The organism is Nibribacter ruber, assembly GCF_009913235.1.
Taxonomy (GTDB): domain Bacteria; phylum Bacteroidota; class Bacteroidia; order Cytophagales; family Hymenobacteraceae; genus Nibribacter; species Nibribacter ruber.
The window spans coordinates 529,087-545,297 of record NZ_CP047897.1; the positions used below are offsets into that span (position 1 = coordinate 529,087).

The 16,211-nt window shown below is 49.1% G+C and carries 13 protein-coding genes; 12 read left to right on the forward strand and 1 reads right to left on the reverse strand.

Annotated elements, in window-relative coordinates; translation table 11 throughout:
- Nucleotides 1–6 precede the first annotated feature (6 nt).
- Genes GU926_RS02275 through trmB form a run of 8 tightly spaced genes read left to right on the forward strand, consistent with a single transcriptional unit; the run spans nucleotide 7 to nucleotide 9,826 of the window.
- Nucleotides 7–3,042 (forward strand): tetratricopeptide repeat protein, encoded by a 3,036-nt coding sequence (locus GU926_RS02275; RefSeq protein WP_160688623.1) that lies wholly within the window; start codon nucleotides 7–9, stop codon nucleotides 3,040–3,042.
- The gene (locus tag GU926_RS02280; RefSeq protein WP_160688625.1) at nucleotides 3,039–4,712 is read left to right on the forward strand and encodes a TonB-dependent receptor; all 1,674 of its coding nucleotides are present in this window, start codon (nucleotides 3,039–3,041) and stop codon (nucleotides 4,710–4,712) included. The genes GU926_RS02275 and GU926_RS02280 overlap by 4 nt, the downstream gene beginning before the upstream one ends.
- A gap of 6 nt (nucleotides 4,713–4,718) precedes the next feature.
- Entirely contained in the window at nucleotides 4,719–5,897 is a 1,179-nt protein-coding gene (locus GU926_RS02285; RefSeq protein ID WP_160688627.1) for an HU domain-containing protein, read from the forward strand.
- A 1-nt stretch (nucleotide 5,898) separates the two neighbouring features.
- The gene (locus GU926_RS02290; protein WP_198001452.1) at nucleotides 5,899–6,609 is read left to right on the forward strand and encodes a MotA/TolQ/ExbB proton channel family protein; all 711 of its coding nucleotides are present in this window, start codon (nucleotides 5,899–5,901) and stop codon (nucleotides 6,607–6,609) included.
- A complete protein-coding gene (locus GU926_RS02295) occupies nucleotides 6,609–7,010 on the forward strand; it encodes an ExbD/TolR family protein (protein WP_160688629.1) in 402 nt (133 codons plus the stop codon). The genes GU926_RS02290 and GU926_RS02295 overlap by 1 nt, the downstream gene beginning before the upstream one ends.
- A 6-nt stretch (nucleotides 7,011–7,016) precedes the next feature.
- Complete coding sequence (locus GU926_RS02300) at nucleotides 7,017–7,862, forward strand: hypothetical protein (protein WP_160688631.1); 846 nt, start codon at nucleotides 7,017–7,019, stop codon at nucleotides 7,860–7,862.
- A 17-nt stretch (nucleotides 7,863–7,879) separates the two neighbouring features.
- A complete protein-coding gene (locus tag GU926_RS02305) occupies nucleotides 7,880–9,169 on the forward strand; it encodes a bifunctional folylpolyglutamate synthase/dihydrofolate synthase (RefSeq protein ID WP_232058405.1) in 1,290 nt (429 codons plus the stop codon).
- 3 nt (nucleotides 9,170–9,172) lie between these two features.
- Nucleotides 9,173–9,826 (forward strand): tRNA (guanosine(46)-N7)-methyltransferase TrmB, encoded by a 654-nt coding sequence (gene trmB / locus GU926_RS02310; RefSeq protein ID WP_160688633.1) that lies wholly within the window; start codon nucleotides 9,173–9,175, stop codon nucleotides 9,824–9,826.
- A 295-nt stretch (nucleotides 9,827–10,121) separates the two neighbouring features.
- Here the strand turns inward: trmB and GU926_RS02315 are convergent, their stop codons facing one another.
- Entirely contained in the window at nucleotides 10,122–10,742 is a 621-nt protein-coding gene (locus GU926_RS02315) for a phosphoribosylanthranilate isomerase (RefSeq protein ID WP_160688635.1), read from the reverse strand.
- A 272-nt stretch (nucleotides 10,743–11,014) separates the two neighbouring features.
- Here GU926_RS02315 and mnmA point away from each other — a divergent pair, with 272 nt between their 5' ends.
- The 4 genes from mnmA (at nucleotide 11,015) to GU926_RS02335 (ending at nucleotide 16,110) form a co-directional block, all read left to right on the forward strand.
- Nucleotides 11,015–12,121 carry a tRNA 2-thiouridine(34) synthase MnmA gene (gene mnmA / locus GU926_RS02320; RefSeq protein WP_160688637.1) on the forward strand — a complete coding sequence of 369 codons (1,107 nt, stop codon included), beginning with the start codon at nucleotides 11,015–11,017 and terminating at the stop codon, nucleotides 12,119–12,121.
- Nucleotides 12,122–12,136: 15 nt separating this feature from the next.
- Nucleotides 12,137–12,877, forward strand: a complete 741-nt coding sequence (locus GU926_RS02325) for a hypothetical protein (RefSeq protein ID WP_160688639.1) — start codon at nucleotides 12,137–12,139, stop codon at nucleotides 12,875–12,877.
- A 116-nt stretch (nucleotides 12,878–12,993) separates the two neighbouring features.
- Nucleotides 12,994–13,650, forward strand: a complete 657-nt coding sequence (gene rpe / locus GU926_RS02330) for a ribulose-phosphate 3-epimerase (RefSeq protein WP_160688640.1) — start codon at nucleotides 12,994–12,996, stop codon at nucleotides 13,648–13,650.
- A gap of 3 nt (nucleotides 13,651–13,653) precedes the next feature.
- Nucleotides 13,654–16,110 (forward strand): TonB-dependent receptor, encoded by a 2,457-nt coding sequence (locus GU926_RS02335; protein ID WP_160688642.1) that lies wholly within the window; start codon nucleotides 13,654–13,656, stop codon nucleotides 16,108–16,110.
- Nucleotides 16,111–16,211 lie beyond the last annotated feature (101 nt).

Consider the following 16,211-nt stretch of genomic DNA (forward strand, 5'->3'; position numbering starts at 1 on the left):
CCAACTATGAAACTACCCCACAAGTTAGCGTTGGCTACGGCCTTGCTGGGAGGCGCCCATGCCGCCCAGGCCCAGCAGCCCCAGACGTTCCGTTCTGAAGAACGCTTTTTCCAGGAAGGCCTGGAATTATATGACCGGGAAAAGTTTGGAGCCGCCCAGCAGGCATTTGCAGAATACATCAGGCTCATCAAAGACCCCGCCAGAACCGCTGATGCCCAATACTATTATGCGGTCAGCGGCTTGCACCTGTTTCATCCAGACGCCGAACAGCTGGTCCTGCAGTTTGCCCAGCGCTATCCTACGCACCCTAAAGCCGCCGTGGCATTCTTTGAACTGGGCACGGCTTTCTTTGACAAGAAGAGCTATGACAAAGCCATCCTCTATTTAGAAAAAGCCCCCGCTGACCGCCTGGATGATGCTCAGTTAAAAGAGGCGGAGTTCAAGCTGGGATATTCTTACTTTGCCAAGAAGAATTTTGACAAGGCCAAGACCCTGTTTGACCGCAACAAGAAAGGCTCACATGCCTATTCCTTTGCCTCTAGCTATTATGCCGGGTATCTGGCATACCGCTCTGGTGATTACATTGGGGCCAAGCTAGACCTAAAAGTGGCAGAGCAGAGCGAAGACTACCGCACCGTAGTGCCCTACATGCTCACTGAAGTGCTGTACAAAGAAGGGAATTTTGCCGAGGTGATTGCTTACGGGGAGAAGTCTCTGAAGATGACGCCTAAAGTGCAGAACCCAGACGAGATTTCCTTGCTGGTGGGCGATGCTTATTTCCAGCGCAATGATTTCAAGACCGCTGCCCAGTATTTCAAAAGCTATTCTGAAGGCAAGAAGAATCTGGACAAGACGGTGCAGTACAAAATGGGTTTCGCCGATTTCAAGACCGGGAACTACAAGAGCGCCATCCAGAACCTAAAGGCCGTTGCGTTTCAGTCAGACTCCTTGGGGCAGAATGCATCCTACCACCTGGGTTTAAGTTACCTCAAAGACAATAACAAGCAGTTTGCCTTGGGCGCCTTTGACCAGGCCCGCAAACTTAACATTGACAAGAATGTGAAGGAGGGAGCCACGGTTAAGTATGCGCAGATTAACTATGAGCTGGGCAACTTCTCTGAGGTCATCAACTCCCTGGCTTCTTTTAACAAAGATTTTCCTAATTCAAAGTTCGGGGATGAGGCGGATGATTTGCTGAGCGAAGCCTACCTGAATTCCAGCAACTACCAGGAAGCCATCCAACACATTGAGAGCCTGCCTAAGCGCAGCCACCGCATTAATGAAACCTACCAACGGGTTACCTATTACCAAGCCGTTAAGCTGTACAATGACCAGCTGTTCCAGCAAGCGGTGGCCTTATTGGACAAGTCTCTCGGTTTCCCATATGACAAGGAGATTCAAGCGGGTAGTAATTTCCTGAAGGGCGAGGCCTATTCCATTGGGCAACGCTGGTCGCAGGCCATCAACAGTTACGGCGCCGTGTTTCAGACGCCCAACTCGGGCCGTACTGAGTTTTATGTGAAGTCCCGTTACGGCATTGGCTACGCCTATTACAACAACAAAGAGTACGAGAAGGCGCTTACGCATTTCAAAGCCTACCTTAATGACAATTCCGTAAAAGCCGGCAACCCAAACTATGCAGACGCCATGCTGCGCCTGGCAGATTGCTACTATGTGACCAAAGACTACGGCAATGCGCTGGAGTGGTATGACAAAGCACTGGCCGCCAAAACTCCGGACATGGATTATGCCCTGTTCCAAAAGGGTGTGGTGTACAGCCTGACCAACCGCCGCGATGATGCCATCAAGAGTTTGCAGACGGTGATCAGGTCGTATCCTAAATCACGCTACGCCGATGATGCCATCTACCAGAAAGGGATCATTGACTTTGAGAACTCCAACTACGCGCCCGCCATCGCTAGCTTCAGTGACCTGATCGACAACCGTCCGGGTAGTTCGCTGGTGCCGCATGCCATTCAGAAAAGAGGCGTGGCCTACATGAACCTGCGCAAGATGACTGAGGCCATTGCAGACTTTAAGCGCGTCATTGACCAATACCCTACGCACCCTATTGCCAACAACGCCATTTACAGCTTGCAAGAAGCTTTGGGAGAAAGCAATCAGACGGAGCAGCTAGATACGTATCTAACCAAGTTCAAAGCGGCCAATCCAGAAAGTGATGCTTTAGAAAGTGTTGAATTTGAAGCAGCCAAGTCGTTGTACTTCAATGAGAAATACAAGCAGGCTATTCCTAAGTTTGAGTCCTTCCTGAAAACCTATCCGGCCAGCTCGTCGGTAGCCAATGCGCGTTATTTCCTGGGTGATTCTTACTTCCGGAACGGGGACAAGGACAATGCCCTGCGCAGCTTGAAAGAAGTGGCCCTGGAAGGAAAGTCTGAATACCTGAGCAAGGCTGTTCAGCGTGTGGCAGACATGGAGTTTGAGAATGGCAACTACGCCGAGGCCGCCAGTTTCTATTCACGCCTGCGTGATCTGGCCGTGAATAAGAAGGAGCAGGCCAACGCCTTAAAAGGCCTCATGAAGAGCTTCTACTACACCAATGACTTCAACAACACCATCCTGATCGCAGATGAGTTAATTGCCCGCGGTAATGCTACTTTAGATGCTTACAACTCGGCGTTGTTGTTCAGAGGGAAAGCCAATTATGCGCAAGGCAGGTTGGATCAGGCCATCAAAGAATTCAGTACGGCCGCTACTTCTGCCACTGACGTGAACGGAGCCGAGGCGCATTACCTGCTTTCTGAGATTTACTACAAGCAGCAGAAGTACAAAGAGGCCCTTGATCAGGCCTTTGCGTTCAGCAAGACCTTTGGGGATTATGAAAATCTGCTGGGCAAGTCTTTCTTATTGATAGCCGATGTGTATGTAGCCCAGAACGAGGTGTTTCAGGCCAAGGCTACCCTAAACTCCATTATTGAAAACTCGCCTGACAAAGAGATTGTAGAGGCCGCCAAAACCAAACTGGCAGAGTTAGAAAACAAGGTGAACACGCCTTCATCTTCAAACGGATCAGAGCAATGAGATATACCACAGCGTTAGCGGGCATTTCGGCCCTGTTTTTATTCGGATTGGCTCCAGCCACCTCTCAGGCCCAAACTGGCTGGGGCGAAGGCGGCAAGCTGGAAAACGCCGAGATTGTAGTAGAAAAAAACCGCACCCTGGAGCTGCCCGAGGCCAACCGAAATTTTGAGAAGTTTAGGATTGCCCCGCCTAAGTTGCAAGACCGTCAGGTGACGTACCGCTTCAATGAATACCGTCTGCCAGAGCATTACATTAACCTGCCCATGCGCGTGCTCACCATCCAGACGGAAGAACTGAGCAAACTCTACGGCAATTACGTGAAGGGCGGGATTGGCAACATTGGCACTATTTATCTGCGGGGTTATTTTCATAACAAGCGCGATGACAAGGCTTCTTACGGTGCTGAGGTAGGCCATCTGTCTTCTGGAGAAGGACCCGTTCAGGATTCCAACGTGGCCAGCAGCTTCTTACAGGCCCACGGCGAGATGTACAGCGGTCCTCTCACCTTGGGTGGCCGCGTGAAATATGAGCGGGACCAGAACAACTTCTACGGGTTTGATCGCTTTGTAGAAGTAGACAGAGATTCTGTGAAGCAGGTATACAACCGCTTTCTGGTAGAAGGCCACCTGAACAACCTCACCGACAACAAGGCTCCGTTTCAGTTTAACGCCAAAGTTGGGCTGAACTATGCGTCAGACAATTACTCTGCCAAGGAAATGAATTTGATTGGCACCTCAGAAGGGAACTATGAACTGGGCAAGGACTCAAAGTTTGTGGTGAACCTGGAGGCAGCCTACGCCAACCTGAAAGACTCTGCCTCCATGGGGCGTGGGTTCTTTAAAGTGCGTCCGGCTTATTCCAAGCAGTTGGACAAGCTAAGCCTTGTGTTGGGTGCCACCATTGCCTATACCGGAGACACCATTAACGATGCCCGCAAATTCAACATCTACCCGGCGGTAGAGGCAAATTACCAGGCCATAGAAAACAAGCTTACTTTGTTTGTAGGTGCCGGCGGAGACTTGCAGCGCACCACCTTGTACAGCCTGAGCAAAGAAAATCCCTGGCTGAACCATAACGTGCAAATTGCTGACGTGAACAAGGGCTTAGAATTGTACGGAGGCGTGACGGGAAGCCTGGGCAAGAACGTGCAATTTACCGGCCGTCTGGCGCACCAGAGCTTCCGAAACCTTTACTTCTTTAACAATGCCGCCAAAGACTCCGCTAAGTTTGACGTAGTCTATGACGATGGCGTTACCCAGGTGTTCCAGATTTTCGGGCAGCTGACCTACAACCAATCTGAGAAATTGAGAATAGGCCTGAAGGCAGAAAATAACAGCTATACAACTGCCTCACTGGCAGAGGCCTTTCACAAACCTAGCACCATTCTCACCGCTTTTGGTTCGTATAATCTTTATGATAAGATTCTCTTCAACACTGAACTTTATTATATTAGCAGTTCGTTTGGCCAAATTGCACGTCCAGACGGATCCATGGCTTTGCGTGAGACAGACTCCATTCTGGACCTGAACATCAAAGCAGACTATCGTTTCTCACCTAGGTTCTCTGCCTTTTTAATGGGCAATAACCTGCTGAGCAACGAGTATGAACGGTTTGTGAACTATAAATCTCAGGGAATTTCTGTGATAGGCGGCGTGACCTATTCATTTTAAGAGAATATGATCCAAAGGCACATAAAATCTTTATTGTACAAGTATGACTGCGTGATTATCCCAGAGTTTGGGGGATTGATTACGCATTATGCTCCTGCAAAAATCCATCCGGTAAAACACACGTTTTCACCGCCTTCTAAGCGCATTGCCTTCAATGAACAGTTGAAGGTGAATGACGGGCTGTTGATCACAACGTTGGCCCACCAGCAGCGATGGCCGGTGGCCAAGGCGCAACAGGAGGTGAAAGAGTTTGTGCGTGCCTTAAAAGAACAACTGCAGGCCAACCATCAGTTTGAGCTGCGGGAGGTAGGCATGTTCCGGTACAATGCAGAAAGCAAGCTGGTATTTGAAAGCCTGGACAATGACAATTTCTTAGAGCACAGCTTTGGCCTGCCAGAACTGGTGTCTAAGCCTATCCTGGGAAGGGACACATTGGTGCTGCGTGGCAAATTCCAGGACCAGCCAGCCAAAGAAGTTGCCAGCCTGAGAACCGGCAGCCGGATGCGCAGACTATTCAAAATAGGAGCAAGCCTGGTAGTGGGTGGTCTGGCCGTCTGCGGCGTGTACTTGTACTCATTGCAGCAAGACGTGGCCTTGAGTTCTCTTAATCCAATGGAATTACTTTCTTCTTCGCACGCGCCAGCCCAAGAGGCACCGGAAGTGGTGGAGAAAGCAGCTACTGCTCCTGAAAAATCTGCCGCCATGGATGCGTATGAGCAGTCCTTGCTGGCCGCTCAGGCTCCAGAGGATACCGTGGCTTCCTCAGTAAATGAATCCACTGCTGCACAAGAAGAACTGGTTTGGGGCGATTCCCAGAAAAACAGCCAAAAAACGGAAGAAGTTAAAGAAGAGGCGGTTATCCAGCCTGAGGTAAAGAAAGAGGTGAAGAAGGAGGCCGTTGAAAAACTGGTTGAGCCTGTGAAAGCCTTGAGCTCTACCACAATTAAAGGCAAGACCAACCGTTTCTATGTCATCATGGGCGTTTTCTCTGAGAATGAGTTTGCTTCTATGAACCAGAAAAGCCTGCGTAAGAAAGGGTACCAGGCTAAAACCTTGCTTCCTTCCAAAGAAAGTAAATGGCACAGGGTTTCCGTTGCTGACTTTGCCACTGAAGAAGAAGCCCAAGCCGCCCTGCCAACCCTACGCAAAGACGTAAGCCAAGAACTTTGGGTACTAAACTACTAACATGAACGCCATTTTACTCCAGATTACCACGCCTGCCACTACTGCGGTGGTAGATACCACTGCCGCAGCCGCCAGCACCACCGCTGCAGAATCAGTTTCCCTTTTAGACTTAACTATGGCCGGTGGCTGGGCAATGTTCCCGCTAGCGGCTTTGTCTTTGGTAGCCATTTATATTTTTGTAGAGCGTTTCTTAACCATCAAAAAGGCGTCCCGCAACCCAGCAGATTTTATTGGCAGATTGAAAAGTCTGGTAGTAGCCGGTGATATTCAGGGGGCCCGCATGCTCTGCGCCCAAACCAATACGCCCATTGCCCGCATGCTGGAAAAAGGCATTTCTAGAATTGGTCAGCCTTTAAAAAGTATTGAAGCCTCTATTGAGAACGTGGGTAAGATTGAAATTGCCCGCTTAGAGAAGAATTTGTCAGGTCTGGCCACCGTGGCCGGTGCGGCACCCATGCTGGGTTTCTTAGGAACTGTGACGGGGATGATTGGCGCGTTCATTGCCATAGCCCAGGCCGAAGGCTCCATCAGCCCTAAGTTGCTTTCTGGTGGTATTTATGAGGCCATGGTGACCACTGCCGCGGGTCTTATCATCGGCTTGCCGGCCTATGTAGGATACAACTACCTGGTGTCAAAAGTAGACAGCATCATCCATGACATGGAGTACAGCTCAATTGAGTTCATTGACCTACTTCAAGAGCCACAAGCCTAATGAATTTACGCTCCAAAAATAGAATCAACGCAGAGTTTAGCATGTCCTCCATGACGGACATCATCTTTCTGTTGCTGATTTTCTTTATGCTCACGTCTAACTTCGTGACGCCTTCCGGGCTGCCAGTGAGTTTGCCATCCAGCAAGGCTTCGGCTATTGTCATGCAAAAGATAAGCGTGACCATCACCCCAGACTTAAAGTATTTCATGAACGACCAGGAGACCACCTTAGAAGCCCTTCCGGGCCAGTTGGAGGAAGCCTTGGCGGGAACTGAGGAAGGTCAGGGCGTTGTTGTGTTACACGTAGACAAGTCAGTGCCGGTAGAGCATTTTGTGAAAGTAGCCGGTATTGTCAATAATTTGAAAGCGAAGGTGTCTATTGCCACGCTTCCATCAGAATAAAGCACCATGGTTGTTACCCAGGAAGAAGAGAAAAACAGAAAGATAGCCATGGGAGTTAGTGCCGCCGTGCATTTGCTCTTGTTGCTAATGCTGTTTTTCGTGATGGCTTGGCAGGCACCAGATCCGCCACTGGACCAATTAGGCGGAATTGAAATCTCCTTTGGTACCACAGAAGTAGGCAGCGGTGACACTCACAGCAAGGCTGCGCCCAATGAATCTACCAACGCAGAAGACAGCAGCCCCGCCGCTGAAGCGCCTAAAGCTGTTCCAACGCCACAAGCCCAACCAAAGACGGCAGCCGCGCCTGAAGAACGCGTGGTGACCACCACGGCAGATGCGCCGGTGAGCGTGAAAGAAGAGAAGGTGGAGCCTAAACCAGAACCTGTCAAGGAAGAACCTAAGAAGGTAGATAACAGAGCGTTATTTCCGGGCAAAGCCAAAACGGGCACCGGCAATGGAACGGCTGGTACCAGCAGCAATCCCACCGGCAACAACAATGGTGACGAGCCAGGCACCGTGGGCGACAAAGGCCGTCCCGAAGGCCAGTACCCTGGCAAGAAAAGCGGCAACGGCGGAAGCGGCGGCGGACCTTTGAACATGCCCGGCTGGCGTTTTGACATTGAGCCCCGCACCGACCCCTATGACAATGAAAGCGGGAAAGTGGTCTTTAGAGTACGTATTGACAAGGACGGTGAAATTATTGGCCTGGACGTGGTGGAAAGCAACGTGAGCCCGCAAGTGGTGAATTGGTACCGTAACGAAGTGCGCAAGACCTCTTTCAGCCGGATCAAAGGCAACGACAGCAATGCCGGCGCCTCCGGCCTGATTACCTTTATCATTCGAGCAAATTAACCTATACTCCTTTATTCGTGACCTACGAACAAGCCTTAGAGTATCTATACCAGCAGTTGCCGATGTTTCACCGCATCGGCAATTCTGCTTTTACAAAGAGCCTGGACAACATCCTAACCCTTACAAAAGCCTTAGGAAACCCTCAGCAAGACTTTAGAACCGTGCATGTGGCAGGTACCAACGGCAAGGGAAGTTCCTCTAGCATGCTGGCAGCTATCCTACAATCGGCGGGCTATAAAACTGGTCTGTATACTTCTCCGCACCTGAAAGACTTTACCGAGCGCATACGCATAAACGGCCAGATGATTTCTAAAGAGAAGGTTACGCAATTCACAGAGAAGCATCAGTCGCTCTTTGAGCAGGTGAAACCTTCCTTCTTTGAAATGACCGTGGCCCTTGCGTTTGAGCATTTTAAAGAAGAGCAGGTAGATATTGCCATCATTGAAGTGGGCCTGGGTGGACGTTTGGATTCTACCAACATCATAACACCGCTGGTTTCCCTGATCACCAATATTGGGTTGGACCACCAAAGCCTGCTGGGCAATACCCTGCAAGAAATTGCAACGGAAAAAGCCGGCATCATAAAACCTGGAGTTCCAGCCGTCATCAGCACTACTCAGGAGTCGGTTTTGGCCCAATTCCAGGAAAAGAGCCAAAAAACGGGCAGTCCTTTGTATTTCGCAGACCAGGAATATAGGGCAGAGCCGAAAGGGCAACAAGGTCATTTAGCATTATTTGACATTTACAAAGGCGAAACCCTCTATCTGGCAGACCTGGAACTTGCGCTGCTGGGTAAATACCAAAAACAGAACCTACCTGGCGTTCTCAAAACCATAGCACTGTTGCAGGCCCAAGGGTTTCAGATAACCGAAGAGCACGTGAAGGAAGGACTTAAGAACTTGCAGGCCCTTACTGGTTTAAAAGGCAGATGGCAGATTCTTAACGCGGAGCCTTTGACCATTTGTGACACCGGCCACAACATTGATGGCATCCGGCAAGTAGTGGAACAATTATTGGCGCTTCAAAAGCAGGTGCACTTTGTTTTCGGGGCGGTGAATGACAAAGACGTGACCAGTATATTAAGACTTTTGCCCTTGTCTTACCGGTATTATTTCTGTCAGGCCCAGATACCCAGAGCCTTGCCCGTGCAACAACTATGGGAAGAGGCGCAGTTTGCCGGCCTGAAAGGTGCGGCCTATCCAACGGTAGAAGACGCCATACTGGCTGCCAAGGCACATGCGTTGCCAGATGAGGTAATATTCATTGGGGGTAGTACCTTTGTGGTGGCAGAAATAGCCGAACTATAATTCATGGGTAGAGGAAAACTAGAGAAATTTGCCGTCAATGCCACCCGCGCCAACGTGGTGGAACCCGGTAAAGAGAATTTTGAAAAACTGAAAGGCCGCTGGAACAGCGACTTCTTCTTAAAAGACCAACCACTGGTATTGGAGGTGGGCTGTGGCAAAGGCGAGTATACCGTGGGCATGGCCCAGTTGTATCCTGGCAAAAACTACATCGGAATTGACATCAAAGGCAACCGCATCTGGAAGGGCAGTTCCTTAGCGGAAGAAGCGGGACTGTACAACGTGGGTTTCCTTCGGATTTTCCTGGAGAACCTGGACCAGCATTTCGGGGAGAAGGAGGTGGATGAGATTTGGATTACCTTCCCAGACCCTCAGCCTCGCAAACGCGACATCAAACGCCGCCTAACCTCGCCACGCTTCCTGGAAATGTATGAACGCATCTTGAAACCAGGGGGCAGACTCCACCTGAAAACGGACAGCGACCTTTTGTTTGATTATACCTTAGAAGTGCTGGAAGAACGTAAAGCCACGCACCTTTTGCATACCAAGGACCTGTATGAATCAGATTTGCAAGAGCATACCATGGGTATCTACACTACTTTTGAAAAGAAGTATCTTGATTTAGGCGTTCCCATCAAATACCTGCAGTATACTGTTTAATGTGCAAATGGTTTAATGTGCTGAGGTGCTAATTTCTTAATTTGAAGATGTGGAGATTTGAAAATTGAGAAGGGGTATGTTCCTGAAAGATTCATACTAATTTTTCAATAGCCGTTTTTGGCCTCTTTTCACAGAAATAGCCTAAAAACAGAAAGCGCTGGCCTTGGCCAGCGCTTTCTGTTTACTAAATATCCATTTAAAGAATAGATCAGAAAGAAATCTTCACATCGTCACATTTCCACATCTTCAAATTAAGAAATAGCACCTCAGCACATTAAACCATTAGCACATTAAACTAGTCTTCCAATTGCTCAAAGATTTCTTCTAATTCGTCGAAGTCTTTGAAGCCGGGGCGGATTTCCTGACCACCTTTCAAAGCGATGCCAGCAGGGTGTATTTTCTCCAGGGCTTCCTTTGTGTTTTCTTTGGTAAGGCCAAAGCCCACCAGCACGGAGAACTTATCTGAGATATTGCGCAATAAGCCGTGGGTGGCAGAATCAATAGAATCCAGTTCAGTAGAATCAATCAAGAAGTATTCTACGTGGGGCTCATATAGTTCCAGGAACTGCAGTAGGTTTTGCTCATCTGTGTCTTTATCAATCAGAACCTTTAAGATTACCGGCAGCGGCATGAGTTCCAATTCTTCAATCAGGTAAACCTTGTTTAGCTGCAGCATGTGCAGAGGATACTTCTCCAACAACGGCTGGATTTCCTCTACCGGAAGGTCTTCCATTTCGCCCACCAGCTGAACGCCAGCCACCCAGCCAGAAATTTCTTTAAATGCCTCTGGCGCCACAAAAGCCGGTGAATTTTCCTCTACGGAGAATCCGAGCATTTCTACGCCCATTCCTGCGCAATAGCGGGCATCACTAAGGTTGGAAATCTGGTTTACTAAAACTATTGTGCTGAGTGCCATGCGTTTTTATCGTGTTTTCCTGAAAATAAGTCTAAACTAGGGTTGTTAAACCAAATGTAATTCATAATGCCGTTTTTACTACAGGGCCGGCAAAAATTGTGTCCCAATCGGGATAATAACGGAGTGAACCGGGAAACTAGTATTGCTTGTTGTCGTTGCGTTCAGGTTTATACTCATTGGAGCCTGCGCTTAAAAACGAAAGTGGAAGGTATTTTAGTTATATTTGCACATTGTTTCGGCAGGACTTTGAATCCTGTTTAAATTAAGAAAAGATGACTTCAAAAGGAAGAGTATTGGTCGCCATGAGTGGCGGCATTGACAGCTCAGTAGCGGCAGTTTTGTTGCACGAGCAAGGGTATGATGTGATAGGCATGACCATGAAGACATGGGACTACGCCAGCGCCGGAGGCAGCAAGAAGGAAACCGGCTGCTGCAGTCTTGACTCCATCAATGACGCCCGAGACATAGCGGTTCAGCTAGGATTTCCCCATTACATCATAGACATTAGAGAAGAGTTTGGTGATTACGTCATCAACCACTTCACCGATGAATACATTGCCGGCCGTACGCCCAACCCTTGCGTTTTGTGCAACACCCACATCAAGTGGGATGCCTTGCTGCGCCGGGCAGATAAACTAGGCTGTGATTTTATAGCCACCGGTCACTACGCCAACATACGCGAAGAAAACGGCCGTCATGTCATCTCCAAAGGGAAGGACCATAACAAAGACCAATCATATGCGCTTTGGGGAATCTCGCAGGAGAGCCTGAGCCGTACCATTTTCCCCTTGGGACATTTGCACAAGACAGAAATCAGGCAGATGGCCATGGACCGCGGCTTTGAGGCCTTGGTTAAGAAGGCTGAGTCTTATGAAATCTGCTTCATTCCAGACAATGACTACCGCGGTTTCTTGAAACGCCGCGTGTCGGGCTTGGAAGAACAAGTGGCTGGCGGCGAGTTTGTGTTAGAAGATGGTACCGTGGTAGGCAAGCATGAAGGCTATCCTTTTTACACCATCGGGCAACGGAAAGGTTTGGGCGTGGCCCTTGGTTTTCCGGCGTTTGTAACCCGCATAGAGAAAGATACGAATAGGGTGATACTGGGCAATTATGAGCAGTTGGCCAAGAACGGCATGAACGTGGGCAAGCTGAATATGGTCAAGTATGAAAACCTGCACGGACTGCCTACTGAAACCATTACCAAAGTGCGCTACAATGACCCTGGCACCGCTGCGGTGATTGAGCAAGTGGGTGATAAAATGCTGGTGCAGTTTCATGCCGGCGTAAACGCGATTGCCCCGGGCCAGGCCGCCGTCTTCTATGAAGGAGACGACGTGATTGGCGGCGGATGGATTGAAACCAGCTTTAACCTAGACTAACCCGTCTACCTCTGTATGAAAAGACTTTTGTTTGCAGTAGCCCTCATGGGTACGTTCTTGTCCTCCTGCGGCGATGATGAAGTGGTGTTGGATCCATCCACTATAGGTGAGGCGTATTATCCTTTGGAGGTGGGAACTTATAAAATCTTCAATGTGGCAGTTACTACCTATGAGGACAATGAAGTCAAAGAGGAAGTTGCTTTCCAGGAAAGGGAGTTAGTCAATCAGATGTATAAGGACCAAGCAGGGAAAGACTGGTATAGAGTAGAGATAAGCAGAAGACAGACTTCTTCTGATCCTTGGCAGGTTTCTGGTGTTCGGAGTATATCAAGAGAATTTATTGATAAAACCTCTGGAAACTTGGTTATTCAGGAAAATAACAGGAAAAGAATTCACATGGTTTTTCCGGTGGTGGAAGGTAAGTCTTGGAACGCCTATGGTTTTGACTATGACTATAATAAAGATGATGGTAAACAGTATTATAGTTTCATAAACGTAAACCAGCCTTTTAAAGTAGGTGAAAAAGTATTTGATAATTCGGTGAGACTTGTAATACAAGATTTTAATGGGATATCTGGAAATTCAGAAATCTATGAAATTCTTTCCCTGAATGAGGGACCCGTCTATCGTTATACTAAACAATTGAACTATTGCTCTGATTCCCAAGGTATACAGTGTCCCTATAATGAGGAATATATCATCAACGGTACCGAACGCATAGAAGAGCTGGAAAGCTCAGGTAAAATAGACCTTTAACCCTGAATCTAATTAAAGCCCTGTCCATCTTTTGGTAGACAGGGCTTTTCTGTTGTGTTGCATTGGTTTTTGCCCTTAGAAAGTGTTGTTTTGTAGAAGCTAAACGTTCTCGTATCATGTCCCATTTAATTGCCCCTTCGGTTCTTTCCGCTGATTTTGGCCAACTGGCCACTGATGTTCAAATGCTCAATGAAAGCACCTGTGACTGGATTCACTGTGATGTCATGGATGGCCGGTTTGTGCCTAATATTTCATTTGGGTTTCCGGTGCTGCAGGCCATCAAAGCACACGCCAAGAAAACGCTGGATGTGCATTTGATGATTGAGGCGCCAGAACTTTACATTGAGCAGTTTCAGAAGGCAGGGGCAGACATCATCACCGTGCATGAGGAAGCCTGCACGCATCTGCACCGCACCCTGCAGCAGATTAAAGCCACGGGAGCCAAGGCAGGAGTGGCCTTGAACCCGCATACGCCTGTTCACGTGCTATCAGATGTTATTGAAGACATAGACGTGGTGTGCCTTATGTCGGTGAATCCGGGGTTTGGAGGTCAGAAGTTTATTCAGAACACCTACCGCAAGATAGAGCAATTAAAAGCCCTCATTCTGGAGCGCAATGCTTCCACCTTGATTGAAATTGACGGCGGCGTGAACGCTGAGAATGCACCCCTTCTCGTGAAAGCGGGAGCAGACGTGTTGGTGGCCGGCAGCTTTGTATTCAATTCAAATAGCCCCGCGCAAACCATTCAGTCCCTCAAGGAAATAAGCCTCTAACGCATGGGGTTTGGGCGGTTGGGTTGGTGCCTGTGTCTGTTGTTCCTGAGCTTTCCGGCCTGGGCGCAACAAGCGCATGTGCATGGCCTAATCACCGACACCCAGCAGCAGCCGCTGGCAGGAGCTACCGTTGTCCTTCAGAATACGAGCTATTCCACTTTGACAGATGCTCAGGGAAGGTTTAAACTAGCCGTAGACCCAGAGCGCGAGTACACGCTGGTGGTAACCTATATTGGCTATGAGCGGCAAGAGAAGCCTCTGGTTTTACTCCCCAATGAGACGCGCTATGTAACGGTAGAATTAAGCCTGCAAGATAAGGCCTTACAGGAAGTACAGGTGCGCGCCAAGTCTGCCCAAGACACCAGGGACGTGGTCAGTATCACTAAAATCGACCCGAGGTTAACCCAAACACTGCCCAGCCCTTTTCAGGAATTCAATAAGATTCTGGTGACCTTGCCTGGGGTGACCAGCAACAATGAGTTGTCTTCTGCCTACTCAGTGAGAGGAGGCAATTTTGACGAAAACTTAGTGTATGTGAATGGCATGGAGGTGTACCGTCCGTTTCTGAGCATGACCGGGCAGCAGGAGGGGCTGAGCTTTGTCAATCCAGACATGGTAGAAGAAGTCACCTTTTCTTCCGGAGGCTGGCAACCCAGATACGGCGACAAGCTTTCCTCAGTACTGGACATTCAATACCGCACGCCCACCAAGTTCAGAGGTTCTGTTTCGGGAAGTTTGACGGGCGGCTCTGTGCATACCGAAGGTATTGCCTTAAACAAGCGATTGGGGTATTTGGTAGGCATCAGGCATAAGAACGCGGGCTATGTCTTGAATAGCCTGGAAGTAGAAGGCGATTACAAGCCTAAATTCACAGATGTACAGACCTACCTCACCTATGATCTTTCTTCAGCCAAGCACCGAGCCTCGGGTACTCAGCCTATCACTGAACTAAGTTTTCTGGCCAACCTATCGCAGAATGACTATCAGGTAAGGCCTGAAACCCGGGAAACAACCTTCGGTACACAGACGCAGGTGTTGCGCCTATTGGTAGGGTTTGACGGCCAGGAACAAATGAAGTACACCACATGGCAGAGCGGCTTGCGGTTGCAACACTTTTTTTCTTCTGAGGTGAAGGGAGAGTTGATTTACTCTACCTTGTACAGCCAGGAACGCGAGTTCAGGGATTTAGAAGCGGGTTACCGTTTTTGTGACGTAATGCCTATGGTGGGCGTGTCGCCGTTCAACAAATGCGCGGGAGAGCGAGGAGTGGGTTCTACCTACAACTATTCCAGAAACAAACTACGCGCCGCCTTTCAAGCCTTGGAAGGAAAAGTGTCCTGGAAATTCAATGCCTCTCATACTATTTCTTCAGGGGCGAAAGCAGGGCATGAGTCCATTAAAGATGCGTTGCGAGAGTATTCCTTCACAGACTCTTCTGACTACGTACTGGGCCTGAAAACCCTTTCTGTCAACCAAACCCTTTCCTCTACCAGATGGCAAGCCTATGTGCAGGATGAGTGGTCCATTGACAGCTCAAAAACGTTGACGTATGGGGTAAGGGTGCATTACTGGACGGTAAATGGACAGGTTTCCATCAGCCCCAGGGTACAGTATGCGTTCCGGTTAGCCAGTTTGCCGCAGTGGTCATTCAAGGCCGCCGCCGGTGCCTACGTACAGCCTGCCTTGTACAGAGAGATACGAGACCTGGACGGGTCCTTGGTCAAGGGCGTAGAAAACCAGCAAGCCTGGCATTTTGTGTCTGGGACGGAGTATCAGTTTCAGAAATGGGGAAGGCCTTTCAAACTCACCGCCGAGGCGTATTACAAGTACATGCCAACAGTAAATCCGTTTGAGCAGGAGAACATGCGCTTACGGTACCTGCCGCACGTAAAAGCAGAGGCCTACGCCATTGGCGCCGATGTACGGGTGAACGGTGAGTTCATCAAAGGAGAGGAGTCTTGGTTTAGCCTGGGCTTTTTAAGTACCCGTGAAAACCTGCAAGGCGACTCCACCGAAGTGCGGGACCCCATCACGGGAAAAACAGAGGCAGTAGCACCAAAAGGCTTCATCAGAAGACCCACCGACCAACACCTGAACTTCGGGATTTTCTTTCAGGATCACCTGCCGGCCAACCCCACCTGGAAAATGTATTTGAACCTGGCATTCAGCACTGGTTTGCCGTTTGGACCTCCCGGCTTACTTAACCACCGAAGCGCCTTCAACGGCCCGGCTTACAGAAGGGTAGACATGGGCTTTTCCAAACTAATATCGGTGCGCGGGCCAGAAGCCACTGGTTTTGGCTTGGAAAGCTTCTGGGTTAGCCTGGAGGTACTCAACCTTATTTCAGCCAACAACGTGATTTCCTATAATTACGTGCGGGACAACAATGGCATCACCTACGCCGTTCCCAATTACCTGACCGATCGGTTGGTCAACCTTCGGTTCATTGCCAGATTCTAGGCTATTATACCTTCAGTTAATTATTTTAAAGCAACTCTTTTCCTCTCGCTAGAAAGGAGCCTGTCATCCATTGGTCGTTTTTGGCCTGTTTTCCAGGAAAC

Excerpts from the sequence above, each read along its gene's own strand:
- GU926_RS02285 (WP_160688627.1), top strand. The coding sequence starts at position 4,719 with ATGATCCAAAGGCACATAAAATCTTTATTGTACAAGTATGACTGCGTG.
- GU926_RS02315 (WP_160688635.1), bottom strand. The coding sequence starts at position 10,742 with ATGGCACTCAGCACAATAGTTTTAGTAAACCAGATTTCCAACCTTAGT.
- GU926_RS02295 (WP_160688629.1), top strand. The coding sequence starts at position 6,609 with ATGAATTTACGCTCCAAAAATAGAATCAACGCAGAGTTTAGCATGTCC.
- GU926_RS02300 (WP_160688631.1), top strand. The coding sequence starts at position 7,017 with ATGGTTGTTACCCAGGAAGAAGAGAAAAACAGAAAGATAGCCATGGGA.
- GU926_RS02280 (WP_160688625.1), top strand. The coding sequence starts at position 3,039 with ATGAGATATACCACAGCGTTAGCGGGCATTTCGGCCCTGTTTTTATTC.
- GU926_RS02275 (WP_160688623.1), top strand. The coding sequence starts at position 7 with ATGAAACTACCCCACAAGTTAGCGTTGGCTACGGCCTTGCTGGGAGGC.
- GU926_RS02335 (WP_160688642.1), top strand. The coding sequence starts at position 13,654 with ATGGGGTTTGGGCGGTTGGGTTGGTGCCTGTGTCTGTTGTTCCTGAGC.
- mnmA (WP_160688637.1), top strand. The coding sequence starts at position 11,015 with ATGACTTCAAAAGGAAGAGTATTGGTCGCCATGAGTGGCGGCATTGAC.
- GU926_RS02290 (WP_198001452.1), top strand. The coding sequence starts at position 5,899 with ATGAACGCCATTTTACTCCAGATTACCACGCCTGCCACTACTGCGGTG.
- GU926_RS02325 (WP_160688639.1), top strand. The coding sequence starts at position 12,137 with ATGAAAAGACTTTTGTTTGCAGTAGCCCTCATGGGTACGTTCTTGTCC.
- trmB (WP_160688633.1), top strand. The coding sequence starts at position 9,173 with ATGGGTAGAGGAAAACTAGAGAAATTTGCCGTCAATGCCACCCGCGCC.
- rpe (WP_160688640.1), top strand. The coding sequence starts at position 12,994 with ATGTCCCATTTAATTGCCCCTTCGGTTCTTTCCGCTGATTTTGGCCAA.